This is a genomic window from Streptomyces sp. NPDC000878, from assembly GCF_053599695.1.
In genome coordinates, this window is sequence record NZ_JBSFMT010000020.1 from 46,192 (window position 1) to 60,447 (window position 14,256).

Below are 14,256 nucleotides of genomic sequence, written 5' to 3' on the forward strand. Positions count from 1 at the left end.
GGCCGGAAAATGAGAGGCACCCGCGCATCTCCCCCGCGTAACGTCCCAGCTCATGACAGTGACCGTCCGTGCTCTACACACCGAGGACACCGCCGGCGTCGAGGGCTTCGCCCACGTCCGCCGCATCGCCCTCCCGTTCCTCCTGTTCACGCCGGAGGCCATCGCGTACGACATCGCACACGCCCACCCCGACGCCCACTTCCGTGCCCTCGTCGCCGAGGAGGACGGCGAGGTCATCGGCACCGCCCAGACCGCCGTCGTCCACGACAGCCCGGAGCCCGGCCAGGGCTTCGTCAACGTGTACGTACACCCGGAGCGCACAGGACGCGGCGCCGGCTCGCTCCTCGTCCGCACCGCCGAGCAGCACCTCGCCGCCGCCGGAGTGACGAAGTCCTTGGCCTGGGTACTGGACGCCCCCGCCAACCGCGCCTTCGCCGAACACCACGGCTACCGCTCCAGCCGCAGCGCGCACTTCCTCCGCCTGGACCTGGCGAACGGCACGCTGCCCCCGCTCCCGGACCCTCCGCCCGGCGTCGAACTCCGCACGGGCGCCGACTTCGCCGCCGACCCGCGCCCCCTGTTCGCCCTGGACGCGGAGACGATGTCGGACGAACCGAGCGATGTCTCCTACGAGTTCACGGACTACGAGGCCTGGCTCCGCGAGTACTGGCAGCACCCCCTGTTCAGCCCCGAGCTGACCTCGGTCGCCGTCGTCGACGGCCGCCCCGCCGCCTTCAGCGCGGCCCGTACCGACGGCGCCACCCGCTACGGCACCGCGATGACCGGCACCGCCCGCGACTTCCGTGGCCGCGGCCTGGCGAAGCTCGCCAAGAACGACTCCCTGCACCGGGCCCGCGCCGCCGGATACACGGAGGCAGTGACGGGCAACGACGCCGGAAACGGACCGATGATCGCCATCAACAAGTGGTTCGGCTACGAGATCTGCGCGACGGAGGTGCGCCATGTCCGCGAACTCACCTGAGCCCACACCAACACCCGCGCCCACGACCACCCCCACGGTGAACGTCGTACTCGTCAAGGCCGGCCGCACAAAGATCACTTACCCCGCCGAGCTGCTCCACGACGACGGCACACGACTCGCCGTACGCGCCGCCTGGGCCACCGACGGAGTCCGCGACTTCGGCTTCGTCCGCTTCGAACCGGGCGACATGCTCACGGAGTACTACTGGCGGGACCGCTGGTACTCGGTGAAGGAGGTGCGTGACGCGTCGGGCACCCTGAAGGGCTGGTACTGCGACATCGCCCGCCCGGCCACGCTCACCGGCACCGACCTGGTCGTCGAGGATCTCGACCTGGACCTGTGGCGCTCGGCCGACGGCACGGACGTACGACGGCTGGACGAGGACGAGTTCGAGGAGAGCGGACTGACGCAGTCGGACCCGGAGGCCGCGTCCGCCGCCCTGGCGGCCCTGGACGAACTGGAGTCGCTGGCACGCGAGGGCGGCTTCGAGAAGCTGCTCGCCTGAACAACGTACGGAGTCGCCTACCGGCGGGCCAGTACCGCGTACCGCTCGTCCTCGACCTCGCGCCCCCACAGCCGTGCGTCGCCGGAGAGCCGCTCCACGCGGACGTCGGTGGCGAGGGGCGCGAGCAGCCCGGTGAGGGTGTCGGCGGGTATGCCGACCGGGCTGACCGTCCCCCACACCCCCTCGACCAGCACCAGCCGGCCGCCGGCCCTGAGCAGCCCCTGCCAGTGGCGCAGCACGCGCGCGGGGTCGGGCAGCGTCCACAGGACGTGTCGTACGAGCACGACGTCGAAGCGCTCCTCCCCCACCGGGGGCGCCGCCGCGTCGCCGACGAGGAACACCGCGGCCCGGCCGGCCAGCTTGCCCCTGGCCTGCTCGACCATGGCCGGGGACGCGTCCACGCCGGTGACGCGGTGTCCCTGTTCGGACGCGAGGAGCGACAGGCTGCCGGTGCCGCAGCCCAGGTCGAGGATGTCGGCGGGACGGTCGGGCAGCCAGGACAGCAGCCGGGCCGCCCAGGCCTCGCGCACGACCGGATCGCGCAGGCCGTGGTCGGGTTCGTCGTCGAAAGTCGCCGCTTCCGCGTCCCAGTCGGTGTTCGTCATGCGGCCAAGAGTGACACCCGCCACTGACAATCGAATCGTGACGGCGGCCACTGACAGACCGACGCCGATGAGTCACCCTCCCGGGAACGGTCTATCTCCGTGAAAACGCGGAACCCGGTGGACCGAAGGAGGCAGCCATGCGCCGCGTAACCGTGCAGAAGCCCCTGAAGAAGTCGGACGCCCGCCGGGTGCGGGAAGAGGTCGACGAACGCGTCACCGAGCGTCCCGAGGTCCGAAAGGACATCGCACGCACGTGGTGGCCGGACGGCTGAGGTCCGCCGACCGTCGAGGACCGGACCGCCGGTCGGGCGTGCGCCCATGAGTCGCGCACGCTCCCTACCTGAGCGCAGTCCGAACCCTTCCTTAAGCCGACCATAAGGATCTCCCTCACCCGCCTCCAGCAGGCGATTTCGCGGTTCCTTGGGGCTAGTTTTCTGATCGCCCCCAGCGAGAACCGTTCCGAGGAGATCCCGCATGCCCGCACGCCGCCGTACGGCCGCCGCGATCACCGCAGTCACCACTCTCGGCATCGCCCCGCTGGCCCTTCCCGCGGCGCCCGCGTCCGCGCACGGCTCGATGGGCGACCCGGTCAGCAGGGTCGCCCAGTGCTACGCGGAGGGCCCCGAGAGCCCGTCGTCGGCCGCGTGCCGGGCGGCGGTCGCGGCGGGCGGCACGCAGGCGCTCTACGACTGGAACGGCATCCGCATCGGTGAGGCGGGCGGGCGCCACCAGGCGCTGATCCCGGACGGCGAGCTGTGCAGCGCGGGCAACGACGAGTTCAAGGGCCTCGACCTGGCCCGCGCCGACTGGCCGGCGACCGGCGTCAGCAGCGGCTCGTACACCTTCAGGTACCGCGTGACCGCCCCGCACAAGGGCACCTTCGTGGTGTACCTCACCAAGCCGGGCTACGACCCGGCCCAGCCCCTGTCCTGGTCCGACCTGGACTTCGAACACCCGGTCGCGACGGCGACGGACCCGGTTGCGGCGGACGGCTTCTACACGTTCTCCGGCACCCTGCCGCAACGTTCCGGCAGGCAGCTCCTGTACGCGATCTGGCAGCGCTCGGACAGCCCGGAGGCCTTCTACTCGTGCTCCGACGTGACGTTCGGCGCGGATGAGGGTGCGGGCGAGGATGCGGGTGAGGGTGCGAGCGGCGGTCCGGGTGAGGGCGCGTCGAGCAGTGCCTCCGCGCCCTCCGAGGAGCAGATCGAGGCCGGTGCCGACGAGTCGACGGTCGAACACGCGGGTCACTCCGCGGAGCCGAGCCCTGAGGCGGCCGAAGCGACCGAGGCCACCGAAGCGGTCGCGCAGCCGCAGGCGGCCGGCGCCGTGGCGAACCTCGCCGAGACCGGCGGCGACGGCGGCACCCCGTATCTCGCGATGGGCGGCGTGGGCGCCCTGTCGCTGGGCGTCGCGGCCCTGTTGCTCTCGGTCCGCCGACGTGCCGTGGGTGGCGGCGGACGACACGGCCACTGAGTTCGCCGGGGCCTGACTGGCGGCTCAGGCCGGCCAGGCCCCGGCGGACGCTCTCCGACCGGTCAGCCGACCGCCGACAGACAGGTGGTGGCGGTGGCGTGCGCCGGATCGAGGGCGTTCGTCACCTCGTGGAACGCGATCCGGTCGAGCAGCCCGACGGCGGCGTGCTCGGAGAGGTCCAGCGGGCAGAGATCCTGGATCAGGACGTTGTGCACGTCGGTTCCGCTCAGGAACTGGCTGCTGTACGGCGTGACCACCTCGTCGTACTGGGTGGCGATGACCGTGTAGCGGACGCCCGGGACGGTGTCGCCACCCGCGTTGAGCTTGGTGAGGAAGGCGGACCCGACGACCTGGTCGGCGAGGGCGGGGGTGGCCGTGGTGAGCAGGTCCTCGGCCCCGGGGAAGTACTTCAGCAGGTTGGTGAGGCCGTTCAGGGTGGTGCCGTGGTTGCTGGGCGCGATGCCGACGAAGGCGTTCACCTCAGCGGCGCCCCCGAGGAACTTGAGGTAGTAGCGGGGCATCATGCCGCCCTGCGAGTGGCCGACGAGGTCGGCCTCGGCGGCGCCCGTCGCGGCGAGCACCTTGTCCACGAAGGCGTCGAGCTGTTCGGCCGACTCGTCGACTGGGCCGAGGCCGTAGAAGAGGGGTACGCCGGGCAGTTGGCCGTAGTCGAGCGAGAAGACGCAGTAGCCACGGTTCGTCAGATACGGCGCGAGGGTGAGCCAGTTGTCGATGCCGTTGGCGAAGGTGCCGTGGACGAGGACGACGGGGCGGGGATGGGCGGCGGACGGCTTGCAGGAGTAGTCGTTCCAGCCGCTGCTGGTGGCCGTTTCGGCCTGTGCTTCGGCCTGCGTTTCGGCCTGCGCGGTGGCGACGGGTACGAGGGCCGCCGCGGCGGTCAGCAGCAGTGCGGCGAGAGGTCTGGCGAGTGGTCTGAGGACGCGTTTCCAGGGCAGCATCGAGTGATCTCCTTGCGGCTCAAGGGAGTGACGACGGCTCTACGCCCTGTGATCCGGATCACGAGGATGCTGTTCACTCGTCAAGTTACGAGCGAGTAGCACAACGTGGAAGTTACGCGTCAGTAAAAACTTTCGGCGGCGTCCGGTTGCTGTGATATTGGGCCCCCGATCCACGCGGCCGGAGTTCGGCAGACGCCAACTCCTCGGCGTGCAGGGCGAGTCCGTGGACCCGGGCCGGTTGCGGGGTGAGCGCCTCGTACATCCCGTGGGCGGCGCGGGTGAGGGCCGGGGAGTGGGCCGTCGATTCGCGGAGCGTGCGACTACGGGTCTCCGCGGGGTGGTCGGCGTAGCGCAAGGCGAGGGTGAGCGTGCGGCACGTCTTCTCCAGGGCGCGGAGTCGGGCACCGAGTTCCTCGGCCGCCGAGCGCAGGGCGGTGTGCTCGTACTCCGTTGCGGACAAGGCGCGTTCGGCGGTCAGCCGGTGGGCGGGGAGGGTGTTCGGCACGACTCGGCCGCGGTCGACGCCGGACGCCTTGTCGTGCAGGTCGCGACCGGTCTCCGTACCGAGGAGGCCACACAGGACGGAGGGCGGTGCCGCGGCGATCCGGCCGAGGGTGTCGAGGCCTCGGCGGCCGAGGACGCGGGCGGTGGCGTCGGTCGCCCCGGGGAGTGCGGTGACGGAGTGGGAGGCGAGCAACTCCGCGAGGGCGTCCGGGTGTTCGGGCAGGACACGGATCGCCCCGGGAGCGGCTTCGCCCAGGGCCAGCCGGGCCAAGGTCGGCCCGGGGCCGATCCCGACGGCGCAGTCCACGCCATGACGGGACAGGGCCCGTGCGCGGATCGCCGCGGCCAACTCCTCGGCGCCCCGGCCTGATCCTCGTACGCCATCGCCCGATCCTCGTACGCCATCGTGCGGAGCGAGCAGCGCTCCGGCGGGCGGCAGCGCCTGCACGACAGGCGTGAACTCGCCCAGCAGGCCGAGGAGTTGCGGCAGGAGGGTCTCGCACATCGGAGGCGGTTCGAAGCGTACGCAGAGCACGGTCACACGTTCCTTTCGCGCCTCACGGGCATCTGGATGTCGTCGATTCACCCTCCGTCGCGCCCGACGCATCGTTACCTGTTCGAAACACGGGTTGACTCACATCACACTTGCGGGTCCCGTTAGATTTGGGGCCCTGGACACGTCAACACCGCGACAAATAGCGGAAGTTGATACTCCGTTAGCTGTGGCGACGAACAAGGGCGGGGGCCCTGCCGCTGTACAGCTCCATACAGTTCCGTGCAGCCGAACTATCGGGGGATGCGCTGTGCCGAGAATCCTGCTGACCTACTGGTGGAACGGGCATGAGCCCGGCGACGTCGTGGAGACGGACGACCAGACCGCGCGCGAGATCCTCGGCGTCGTCGCCCGGCCGGTGGAGGAGTCCCCGGAGGACGTCGACGTACCGGAGTCGGAGCCAGCACCGGAGCCGGAGCCGGAGTCGGAGTCCGGGCGATGAGCGAGCCGTACATCAACTTCCCCGATGTGGAACGGCTGGTCGTCGATCTCCTCAAGGACCGCGGTGAACTGGCCGGTGTCGTCGTGGACGTCCAGCCGCCCGCCGGATTCGACGGTACGCAGCGCGCCGTGTTCGTCTCCCGGGTCGGCGGGGCGTGGGCGGAGGATCCCCGGCTCGACAATCCGCTGGTCGACCTCGAGGTGTACGGGCCGGACAAGGCCGCCGCCCACACGGTCTCCCTCGTGGCCCGCGCCCTGATACTCCAGCTCCGGGGAGTGGTGTACGGCGCGGCCACCGTCCTGGACGTCGTCGAGGAGGACGGCCCGCGCTGGCTGCCCGACTACCGGCACGCCACCGCCTGCCGTTACGTCTCGACCACCCGGCTGGTCGTCCGTCCGGCCTGAACCCCGGCGCTCGCACGACAGCTCAGCTTCACCGCACCTCACCCCAAGTACGTCCCCAGTACGTCATGTTCATCTCCCACCAAGGAGCAGTGATGGCCGGAACGAACGCCAAGGAGATCCGGGTCGCGGGCAGTGGCCGCGTCCTCATCGCCCCGCTCGCCACCGCGACGCCCGCCGACACCAGCGCGGCGTGGGGCGCCGGCTGGAGCGACCTCGGGTACACCACCACCGACGGGGTCAAGATCTCCAAGAAGGACAAGCTCGACCCCGTGGACACCTGGCAGAGCGTCAGCGCGGCCCGGTTCGTCTACTCCGACCGCGACCTCAGCTTCAAGTTCCAGCTCCTCCAGCTGAACGAGGCCACGCTGCCGTTCTTCTTCGGGGGCGGCCAGGTGAAGGAGACGGCGACCGGGTCGGGCCTCTACAAGTACGAGCTGGCGGCCGAGCCCAAGTTCGACGAGCGGATGCTGGGCCTGGAGTTCACCGACGGCGACGAGGTCAAGTACCGGATGATCGTCGCCCGGGGACAGGTGACCGAGACGGAGGAGATCTCCCTCGTCCGCACGGCTCCCGTGAAGCTGGGCGTCACGTTCACGGCACTCGCGGCGGCGGACACGGCCCCGCTGGCCGTGTTCCTCATGAAGGACCCCAGCTTCAGCGCGGCCTGAGCCGCCGTCCCCCTCCCGTACCTCCCGCACAAGGAGCGCGAACACCACCATGCCCCGTTTCAACGTCAACGCCGCCCGGGCCCAACGCCTCGAAACGCTCGGGAAGGACTGGGAGTTCGAGGTGGACACGGATGTGTTCCGGCTGCCCACCGAGTTCCCGCGCAGCATCGCCAAGCAGATCGCGACGCTGGAGGACAACGACATCGACGGCCTGCTCGCGCTGCTGCTCGGCGCGGAGCAGTTCGAGCGGTTCGGCAAGTACGACATCAGCGTCCAGGACGTCTCCGCGATCCTGGAGGCGTACGGCAACGAGACGGGCATGACGCTGGGGGAAGGCTGAGCCTCGGCGCGCTGGTCGACGAGCACGCCGAGGCCCTGGAGGCGGACCTGCTCCGCCACTACGGAATCGACCTCCTGGACTGGCACCGGGGCACCCTGTCCTCCCGCCGCCTGCGCGTCCTGACCGAACACCTGCCCGCGGACTCGTCGTTCGCCCGGGCGGTCCACGGCGAACAGGCGGACTGGACGGTCACGGACCACCTGCTGGCGGCCGTGGTCGACCACCTGGCGGTCGCCAACTGGATGTTCGCCACGGTCAACCGCGACGAGGACACGGACCCGGCCCCTTATCCGGAGCCACTGCCGCGTCCGGGCGACGGTTCGGGCCAGACCGCCCCGGCGGCGGACGCCTCCGTCGCCGGTCTGTCGGGCGCCGGGGAGGAGCGTGCCGCGACCCCGGCCGAGATCGTGGCGTTCCTGAGTTCCCCCGGATGACAGGACAGAAACCGTGACTTCGCCCACCGGCCCCGAGCCGTCGAACTGGATCCAGGACCTCATCAAGTCGCCGCCCTTCCCGGAAGCGGTCAACACGCTGCTCCGGCGGGCCTTCAAGTCGCCCGAACTCTTCCCCGAGATGCCGGTCACCGTGATCAAGGGGGAGGTCGCGGCCCTCAACGCGGCGGTCAACGCGGTCAAGCTTGAGTTCAACGCCTTCGACCCCATCAAGATTCTCGGCATCCAGGACCGCTACGACGAGATGATCCAGAACGTCTTCCGCTCGAAGGAGAGGAAAGAGGAGGTCAGGGCTCAGAAGCCCGAGAACCTCCTGGCGGAGATCAAGGGGATCAAGACCCGCCTGGCCGTAGTGGAGAAGGATCTGAAAGGGCCGCCGCCCATTTCGCAGATGCGTGGCAGCATCAAAGCCAAAGCGGACCGCGATTGGGCCACGCGAAAATTCAATGCCCTTGAGGGGTCGAAAAACCCCCGCAAGGACCTCCCCAAGACAAAGGGGAGTGCGGGACCTGTGCCGAGCACACGCCAGTTGCAGCAGCAGGAGCGACAGCTCAGGGCAACCATCGCAAGTTTCGTTCGCCTGGTAAAGGGCGCGACTCCCGAGCTGGCGTCTCTTTCCAGAGAGATCAACAAGATCGAACGGGAGCTGAAGAAATGATCCGCCCGCCCCACAGGAGTCGACCATGAGAACCGCCCTGGTCCAGGCAACGGGCGCGCTCACCCGCTTCCGGTCCGCGATGACCCAGACCAGCACGGCCGGAACCCGGCTGCGGAGCGCGGCGACCGGCGCCAGTGGTTCGGTCGACCGGCTCAGGAACTCGGCGAGCCAGGCCAGTACGGCCACCGGTCGGCTGCGGACCTCGGCCACCCAGGCGAGCACCGGCCTCAACCAGGTCCGTACGGCCGCCACCCGAGCCTCCGCCGACGTCCAGCGGGCGGGCCGGAGCGCGGCGACCAGCGGGGGTTTCTTCGGCCGGTTCGGGCAGGGACTGCGTGGGGCGACCACCGCCCAGCGCGGGCTGAACACCGCCATGAAGGCCAACGTCCTCGGTGCGATTCTCGCCCTCATCATGCCGATCATCACGAAGCTCATCGAGATGGCCATGCAGTCCAAGACCGTGCAGGCCGTCGTCCAGGCCGCGTTCAAGATCATCGGGCAGGTGGTGGGCACGGTCATGAAAGGCGCGTCGACCGCCATCAACTGGCTGATCGACGCGGGCAAGAGCGTCATCAACTGGCTGAAGGCCAACTGGCCGCTGCTGGTCGCCATTCTCACCGGGCCGGTCGGTATCGCCGTACTCGCGATCGTGCGGAACTGGGACCGGATCAAGGAGGCGGTCGGTGCGGTGCGGGACTGGATCGTCGAGAAGTGGAACTCGGTCGTCGATTTCCTGAAGGGAGTTCCCGGGAAGATCGCGGGCTTCTTCTCCGAACTTCCCGACAAGCTCAGAAGCATGGGCGGCGACCTCATCATGGGTCTCATCAACGGCATCAGGAACAAGGCCTCCGCCCTTCTCGAAACCGTCAAGAACTTCATCGTCAACACCATTCCAGGGCCCATCCGCAGCATTCTCGGCATCTCCTCCCCCTCCAAGGTGATGATGGGCTTCGGCGGCGACGTCGGCGAAGGCCTCGCCATCGGAATGGAAGGCGCCGGCAACCGCGTGGCCGGCGCCGCCGGACGGCTCGCCACCGCCACCGCGCGCGGGGTGATCGGCCCCGGCTACGGCCTCGCCGGAGCGGCCGGCGCCCGCTCGGCGGCCCGTACCGGCGTCGGCACCGCGGCCGGAGCCGTCACCGTCAACGTCCACCCCCGCCCCGGACAGTCCGAGTACGAGATCGGCCGGATCACCGCCCGCGAACTCGCCTGGGCGGCCAAGCGATGACCGGGCAGCCGTTGCAGCAGCCGGTGTTCGAGGTCGACGGCTGGGCCGGGAACACCGTCGACGGCTCCGGCGTCGAGTGGTGGGTCACCAGCGAGCAGGGCTGGGCCTCCACCCCGCCCGTCCGGCTCACCCTCACCGACCGCCCCGAGCGGCACGGCGCGTTCGACGCCCCCTCCTACCGGGGCCCCCGTGTCATCACCCTCGAAGGCACCGCCATCGCCCCCGACCGGGCGGCGAAGGAGTCCGCCAAGGACCGCCTCGCCGCCGTACTCGCCGACGGCAGCGCACTGTTGCCGCTCGTCGTCACCGAACCGCACCGCACCCGCCGGGCCCTGGTCCGGCTCAGCGCCGAGTCGAAGGTCGCCGACCGCAAGGCGGGCGCCTTCGAGTTCTCCCTGACCATGACCGCGCCTGATCCGCTGCGTTACTCGTACGGACTGAACACGAGCACCTGCCCGTTGCCCTCCTCCAGTGGCGGAGTCGCCTTCCCGCTCTCCTTCCCGCTGGACTTCGGCAGCGGTTCCTCCGGCGGCCGGCTGCTCCTGGACAACGCGGGCACCGCCCCCACCTGGCCGGTCTGGCGGATCGCCGGGCCGTGCGTGCGGCCGGTGATCACCAACACCACCACCGGCGAGGAACTCGCCTTCGAACTCACCCTCCAGGAAGGCGAGTTCCTGGTCATCGACACCGACGCCCGCTCGGTCCTGCTCCAGGGCACCGCGTCCCGGCGTTCCGCACTGCTGCCCGGCTCGGACTGGTTCCCGCTCAAGCCGGGTGCGACGCCCGTACTGTTCCGCGCCCGCGACTACGCCCCGGCCGCCCGGCTGACCGCCGAATGGCGCGACGCCTGGCTCTGAGGCCGAGTCCGTACTCGATACGAACTGCCCTCCCGCCAGCGGGAGTTACCACGACCAGCGACAGAAGGACCTCTCCGCATGGCTGACTTCGAACGCGATTCCGGATGGCTCTCCGGCAGCGTCGTGGACGCCGAGGACGCCCGCCTCGCCACCGGCGTGCTCGCCGCGGCCTCCGCCGATCCCGGCAACCCGATCGCCGCCCGCACCGGGATCAAGCCCGGCCCCGGCAGCCCCGGCAACGTCGAAGCGACCGAGACACCGTCCCGCAATGTGACCGTACGTCCGTTCCAGGGCGTCATCCAGGGCACCCGGACCACCGCGGCGGGCGCGTATCTCATCACGCTGGCCCAGAAGAAGACCCTCGACGTCCTGAGCGTGGCCCCGGCGAACTCGTCCAACCCGCGCATCGCCCTGATCGTGGCCCAGCAGACCGACCGGCAGTACGGCGACGAGAGCGACGGCATGCTCGTACGGGTGGTCGCCGGGGCGCCCGCGGTGACCCCGGTCGCGCCCACGGTGACCGGCGACCACCTCCCGCTCGCCGCGATCACCGTCCGGGCGAACGCGGGCGCGATCACCCAGGCCGACATCAAGGACCTGCGCGTGTCCACCGTCGCCGCCGGCGGAGTGCTCCCCCTCCAGACCCACGAGAACCTCCCGGCCGACGGCTACTCGGGGCAGCGCCTGTACGACCTCGAAACCGGGCTCGACCTCGTACGCGTCGGCAGCGCCTGGCGTCCCGCCATGACGGGCTCGGTGCAGTTCTTCGGCCCGGCTGACACGGGCTGGCCGCAGACCGGCTCGGCGGGCGCCGCCTCCTTCGTCTTCAACCAGGTGAGCGTCCCGGCCGCGCCCTACCCCCGGCTGCTCTCCTTCTCGGCGCAGGTGATGGTGTCCACCTCGGGCGACGAGCGCTGGGACCACGTGGTGCGCGGCCCGGACGGCGCGGGCCTCGCCTGCTCGACCTTCCACGGCGGCGCCACGAAGCTCACCACCACCGTCACGACCGGCCACCAGCTGATCCCCGCGACGACGACGCCCTGGGTGCTCCAGCAGACCATCGGCCGGGGCGGCGGCATGACGACCGGCACCGCGACCGTGTCGACGGGCTCCCCGGTCTTCACCGGCCTGCGCGTGGTGGCGTTCCCCGTCACGTGACATCCCATCGAGGAGAGGCATCACCATGAGCACGCCCACACCGGAACGCGACTCCGCCTGGATCTCCGGTGGCGTCATCGACGCGGAGGACGCCCGCCTCGCCACCGGCGTGTTCGCCGCCCCGGGCGCCGGCCCGGTCCAGGCCCGCAGCGGCATCAAGCCGGCCGCGGGAGACCCCGGCAGCGTCCAGCAGACGGCGACCCCGTCCGGAAAGGTGACCGTCAACCCGTTCCAGGCGGTGATCCAGGGTACGAGGGCCACCTCGGCCGGCGCGTATCTCGCCACGCTCGACCAGCCGAAGACCATCGACGTGCTGGGCACGGCACCGGCCGGCAGCGCCGACCCCCGGCACGACCTGATCGTCGCCCGGCAGCGCGACATCCAGTACGGCGACGACCGTACCGGCATGAGCGTCGAACTGGTCACCGGGCGGGCCGCCACTCCCCCGCTGGATCCCACGGTGAGCGGCGACCACATCCATCTCGCCCGGATCGTCGTCGCGAAGGGCGCGACCGCGATCACCAACGCCGACATCCAGAACCTGACGCCGTACCACTACACGACCGCCGTGGGCGGCATCGTCCCGCTCTGGGGCGAGGCCAACCGGCCCCCGGACCCCTACCGGGGCATGTACGTCCACCGGTTCGACGGCAACTTCCTGGAGTTCTACAACGGCTCCGCCTGGCGCGCGGTGAACGACGACACCGGCTGGAGCAACCTCCCCCTTCTCCCCAACTGGACGGTGTACAACGGCGAGACACCGGCCGTACGCCGGGTCGGCTCCACTGTCCATCTGCGCGGCGCCGTCCAGAGCCCGGTCGCGCTGACGGCCCCGGGCACCCCCCTCATCTCCGTCCCGCCCGGCTTCCGCCCGGCGATGCGGCACCACTGGTACACGGTGATCGGCGGCACTACACGCGGCCTCGAACTCCTGCTCGACCCCAACGGCGGTGTGGCGTTGTACCCCCAGGACTCCCCGCTCCCGGCCAAGCAGCTGATCTACCTCAGCACCACGTGGCTGGTGGGCTGATGGCCCTGCGACCGACCCGCTACACCTACTACACCGCCGACCTCGCGACCGGCGCCATCACCGACGAACTCCCGCTGTACGACGTCACGTTCAGCACCGAGCTGAACGAGGCCGGCGAGTTCCGCGGCCGACTCCCCCTGGGCGACCCGAGGGTGACGGTCCATCACCCCCGTGAACTCACCGAGCCCGGACGCGCCGCCCTCTACGTCGAGCGGGACGGTGTGCTCGTCTGGGGCGGGGTCGTGTGGACGGTCAAGTACACGTCCGCGGACCGGCACCTGGAGATCGGGGCGGCCGGTTTCCTCTCCTACTTCGACCACCGGCGCGTCCTGCCCGCCGACTTCGACCCGGACATCACCGACCTGGGCGCCGTGAACGTCACCTTCACCGACCGCGACCAGTCGGACGTCGTCCGCGAACTCGTCGCCATCGCCCAGGCCCATCCCGGCGGCGACATCCGGGTACGCCCGGAGGCCACCGCCCTCTCCGGCATCCCCCTCACCCTCACCTACCCGGGCAGCGGCCTCAAGAGCACCGGCGAGGCGCTGCGCGAACTGGCCAGCCTGGAGCACGGACCCGACTTCCTCCTCGACATGACGTACGGCCCGGACGGCCGCCCCGTCCGCAGGCTGCGCGTCGGCACGCCCCGCCTCGGCCAGCAGGGCACCCCGCACGTGTGGGAGTACGGGGCCAACCTGATCGGCTACACCTGGCCGGCGGACGGCGCCTCCACCGCGAGCCGGGTGTTCGCCCTGGGCGAGCAGGGCGAGACGAGCCAGCTCGTCGCCGTCGCCGAGGACCGCGCCACCGGGCGCCCCCTGACCGAGACCGAGGTCTCCTACGTCCATCTCACCGACCCGGCCCTGCTGCTCTCCCAGGCCCGCTCGGCGCTCACCGCCGTCTCGGCGCCCGTCGTCCTGCCCGAGCTGACGGTGCGTGCCGACCTCGACCCCGTCCTCGGCTCGTACCAGGTCGGCGACGACGCCACCGTCGTCATCAAGGACGTGTTCTTTCCCGAGGGCGTCCAGTTCGACGTACGGATCACGGGCATCGAGGTCACCCCGGGCAACGACGCGGGCGAGGAACAGGTCCAGCTGACCGTCACACCCACCAGGAGCACCCCATGACCCGGATCAACCGCCCCGACACCCTCCTCACCGAGCTGCGGGACATCAAGCGCCGTCTGCACGCCCTGGAGACCGCGCAACGCGCCACGACGACAGCCGCGCAGTCGGCCGCCGTACACACAGCCGGACAGACTGCCGGACAGGCGACAGCGGCGACGATCGCGGAATCCCCCGACACGGACACCTCTGCCCCTGAGGACGAGTCGAGCTAGTACCGCGATACCGCCACCACCCTGCGCGCCGCCGACCAGCAGGTCTTCCACGATCCCGCGCACCCCTCGGCGGTCGTCCTGCCGGTACGAGACGTG

The 14,256-nt window shown here is 70.5% G+C and carries 19 protein-coding genes; 16 read left to right on the top strand and 3 right to left on the bottom strand.

Going from position 1 to position 14,256, the window contains the following annotated elements:
* Window positions 1-52 precede the first annotated feature (52 nt).
* On the top strand, window positions 53-982 hold the full coding sequence (locus ACWDR4_RS19760) for an N-acetyltransferase family protein (RefSeq protein WP_450410076.1): 930 nt from the start codon (window positions 53-55) through the stop codon (window positions 980-982).
* The gene (locus ACWDR4_RS19765; protein WP_450410078.1) at window positions 963-1,487 is read left to right on the top strand and encodes a DUF402 domain-containing protein; all 525 of its coding nucleotides are present in this window, start codon (window positions 963-965) and stop codon (window positions 1,485-1,487) included. Before ACWDR4_RS19760 ends, ACWDR4_RS19765 begins: the two co-directional genes overlap by 20 nt.
* 17 nt (window positions 1,488-1,504) lie before the next feature.
* Here the strand turns inward: ACWDR4_RS19765 and ACWDR4_RS19770 are convergent, their stop codons facing one another.
* Entirely contained in the window at window positions 1,505-2,092 is a 588-nt protein-coding gene (locus ACWDR4_RS19770; protein WP_450410080.1) for a class I SAM-dependent methyltransferase, read from the bottom strand.
* A gap of 137 nt (window positions 2,093-2,229) precedes the next feature.
* Between ACWDR4_RS19770 and ACWDR4_RS19775 the strand changes: the two genes are divergently transcribed.
* The gene (locus ACWDR4_RS19775; protein WP_105972665.1) at window positions 2,230-2,364 is read left to right on the top strand and encodes a hypothetical protein; all 135 of its coding nucleotides are present in this window, start codon (window positions 2,230-2,232) and stop codon (window positions 2,362-2,364) included.
* Between the two features lie 202 nt (window positions 2,365-2,566).
* Window positions 2,567-3,568 (top strand): lytic polysaccharide monooxygenase, encoded by a 1,002-nt coding sequence (locus tag ACWDR4_RS19780; RefSeq protein WP_450410082.1) that lies wholly within the window; start codon window positions 2,567-2,569, stop codon window positions 3,566-3,568.
* A 62-nt stretch (window positions 3,569-3,630) separates the two neighbouring features.
* Here the strand turns inward: ACWDR4_RS19780 and ACWDR4_RS19785 are convergent, their stop codons facing one another.
* Together ACWDR4_RS19785 and ACWDR4_RS19790 are read right to left on the bottom strand one after the other, a co-directional pair.
* Window positions 3,631-4,527, bottom strand: coding sequence for an esterase/lipase family protein (locus ACWDR4_RS19785; RefSeq protein ID WP_450410083.1), 897 nt, complete (start codon window positions 4,525-4,527; stop codon window positions 3,631-3,633).
* A gap of 112 nt (window positions 4,528-4,639) precedes the next feature.
* On the bottom strand, window positions 4,640-5,572 hold the full coding sequence (locus ACWDR4_RS19790; protein WP_450410085.1) for a DNA polymerase Y family protein: 933 nt from the start codon (window positions 5,570-5,572) through the stop codon (window positions 4,640-4,642).
* Between the two features lie 262 nt (window positions 5,573-5,834).
* Between ACWDR4_RS19790 and ACWDR4_RS19795 the strand changes: the two genes are divergently transcribed.
* The 12 genes from ACWDR4_RS19795 to ACWDR4_RS19850 all read left to right on the top strand — a co-directional run bounded on the left by ACWDR4_RS19795 (window position 5,835) and on the right by ACWDR4_RS19850 (window position 14,160).
* Complete coding sequence (locus ACWDR4_RS19795; RefSeq protein WP_450410087.1) at window positions 5,835-6,026, top strand: hypothetical protein; 192 nt, start codon at window positions 5,835-5,837, stop codon at window positions 6,024-6,026.
* Complete coding sequence (locus ACWDR4_RS19800) at window positions 6,023-6,430, top strand: hypothetical protein (RefSeq protein WP_450410089.1); 408 nt, start codon at window positions 6,023-6,025, stop codon at window positions 6,428-6,430. The genes ACWDR4_RS19795 and ACWDR4_RS19800 overlap by 4 nt, the downstream gene beginning before the upstream one ends.
* A 92-nt stretch (window positions 6,431-6,522) precedes the next feature.
* Entirely contained in the window at window positions 6,523-7,098 is a 576-nt protein-coding gene (locus ACWDR4_RS19805; RefSeq protein ID WP_450410090.1) for a phage tail tube protein, read from the top strand.
* A 49-nt stretch (window positions 7,099-7,147) separates the two neighbouring features.
* Window positions 7,148-7,438 (top strand): hypothetical protein, encoded by a 291-nt coding sequence (locus ACWDR4_RS19810; RefSeq protein ID WP_450410091.1) that lies wholly within the window; start codon window positions 7,148-7,150, stop codon window positions 7,436-7,438.
* A 212-nt stretch (window positions 7,439-7,650) separates the two neighbouring features.
* Window positions 7,651-7,872, top strand: coding sequence for a hypothetical protein (locus ACWDR4_RS19815; protein ID WP_450410093.1), 222 nt, complete (start codon window positions 7,651-7,653; stop codon window positions 7,870-7,872).
* 13 nt (window positions 7,873-7,885) lie between these two features.
* Window positions 7,886-8,548 (top strand): hypothetical protein, encoded by a 663-nt coding sequence (locus ACWDR4_RS19820; RefSeq protein ID WP_450410094.1) that lies wholly within the window; start codon window positions 7,886-7,888, stop codon window positions 8,546-8,548.
* A gap of 25 nt (window positions 8,549-8,573) precedes the next feature.
* A complete protein-coding gene (locus ACWDR4_RS19825) occupies window positions 8,574-9,776 on the top strand; it encodes a phage tail protein (RefSeq protein WP_450410096.1) in 1,203 nt (400 codons plus the stop codon).
* Window positions 9,773-10,633: a phage distal tail protein gene (locus tag ACWDR4_RS19830; protein WP_450410098.1), complete on the top strand. Its 861-nt coding sequence runs from the start codon at window positions 9,773-9,775 to the stop codon at window positions 10,631-10,633. The genes ACWDR4_RS19825 and ACWDR4_RS19830 overlap by 4 nt, the downstream gene beginning before the upstream one ends.
* A 78-nt stretch (window positions 10,634-10,711) precedes the next feature.
* The gene (locus tag ACWDR4_RS19835; protein ID WP_450410100.1) at window positions 10,712-11,791 is read left to right on the top strand and encodes a hypothetical protein; all 1,080 of its coding nucleotides are present in this window, start codon (window positions 10,712-10,714) and stop codon (window positions 11,789-11,791) included.
* A 25-nt stretch (window positions 11,792-11,816) separates the two neighbouring features.
* The gene (locus ACWDR4_RS19840) at window positions 11,817-12,821 is read left to right on the top strand and encodes a hypothetical protein (protein WP_450410101.1); all 1,005 of its coding nucleotides are present in this window, start codon (window positions 11,817-11,819) and stop codon (window positions 12,819-12,821) included.
* A complete protein-coding gene (locus ACWDR4_RS19845) occupies window positions 12,821-13,948 on the top strand; it encodes a hypothetical protein (protein ID WP_450410102.1) in 1,128 nt (375 codons plus the stop codon). Before ACWDR4_RS19840 ends, ACWDR4_RS19845 begins: the two co-directional genes overlap by 1 nt.
* The gene (locus ACWDR4_RS19850; RefSeq protein ID WP_450410104.1) at window positions 13,945-14,160 is read left to right on the top strand and encodes a hypothetical protein; all 216 of its coding nucleotides are present in this window, start codon (window positions 13,945-13,947) and stop codon (window positions 14,158-14,160) included. The genes ACWDR4_RS19845 and ACWDR4_RS19850 overlap by 4 nt, the downstream gene beginning before the upstream one ends.
* The last annotated feature ends 96 nt before the right edge of the window (window positions 14,161-14,256 follow it).

Excerpts from the sequence above, each read along its gene's own strand:
- ACWDR4_RS19760 (WP_450410076.1), top strand. The coding sequence starts at position 53 with ATGACAGTGACCGTCCGTGCTCTACACACCGAGGACACCGCCGGCGTC.
- ACWDR4_RS19775 (WP_105972665.1), top strand. The coding sequence starts at position 2,230 with ATGCGCCGCGTAACCGTGCAGAAGCCCCTGAAGAAGTCGGACGCCCGC.
- ACWDR4_RS19840 (WP_450410101.1), top strand. The coding sequence starts at position 11,817 with ATGAGCACGCCCACACCGGAACGCGACTCCGCCTGGATCTCCGGTGGC.
- ACWDR4_RS19800 (WP_450410089.1), top strand. The coding sequence starts at position 6,023 with ATGAGCGAGCCGTACATCAACTTCCCCGATGTGGAACGGCTGGTCGTC.
- ACWDR4_RS19850 (WP_450410104.1), top strand. The coding sequence starts at position 13,945 with ATGACCCGGATCAACCGCCCCGACACCCTCCTCACCGAGCTGCGGGAC.
- ACWDR4_RS19785 (WP_450410083.1), bottom strand. The coding sequence starts at position 4,527 with ATGCTGCCCTGGAAACGCGTCCTCAGACCACTCGCCAGACCTCTCGCC.
- ACWDR4_RS19805 (WP_450410090.1), top strand. The coding sequence starts at position 6,523 with ATGGCCGGAACGAACGCCAAGGAGATCCGGGTCGCGGGCAGTGGCCGC.
- ACWDR4_RS19835 (WP_450410100.1), top strand. The coding sequence starts at position 10,712 with ATGGCTGACTTCGAACGCGATTCCGGATGGCTCTCCGGCAGCGTCGTG.
- ACWDR4_RS19780 (WP_450410082.1), top strand. The coding sequence starts at position 2,567 with ATGCCCGCACGCCGCCGTACGGCCGCCGCGATCACCGCAGTCACCACT.
- ACWDR4_RS19845 (WP_450410102.1), top strand. The coding sequence starts at position 12,821 with ATGGCCCTGCGACCGACCCGCTACACCTACTACACCGCCGACCTCGCG.
- ACWDR4_RS19770 (WP_450410080.1), bottom strand. The coding sequence starts at position 2,092 with ATGACGAACACCGACTGGGACGCGGAAGCGGCGACTTTCGACGACGAA.
- ACWDR4_RS19810 (WP_450410091.1), top strand. The coding sequence starts at position 7,148 with ATGCCCCGTTTCAACGTCAACGCCGCCCGGGCCCAACGCCTCGAAACG.
- ACWDR4_RS19825 (WP_450410096.1), top strand. The coding sequence starts at position 8,574 with ATGAGAACCGCCCTGGTCCAGGCAACGGGCGCGCTCACCCGCTTCCGG.
- ACWDR4_RS19830 (WP_450410098.1), top strand. The coding sequence starts at position 9,773 with ATGACCGGGCAGCCGTTGCAGCAGCCGGTGTTCGAGGTCGACGGCTGG.
- ACWDR4_RS19765 (WP_450410078.1), top strand. The coding sequence starts at position 963 with ATGTCCGCGAACTCACCTGAGCCCACACCAACACCCGCGCCCACGACC.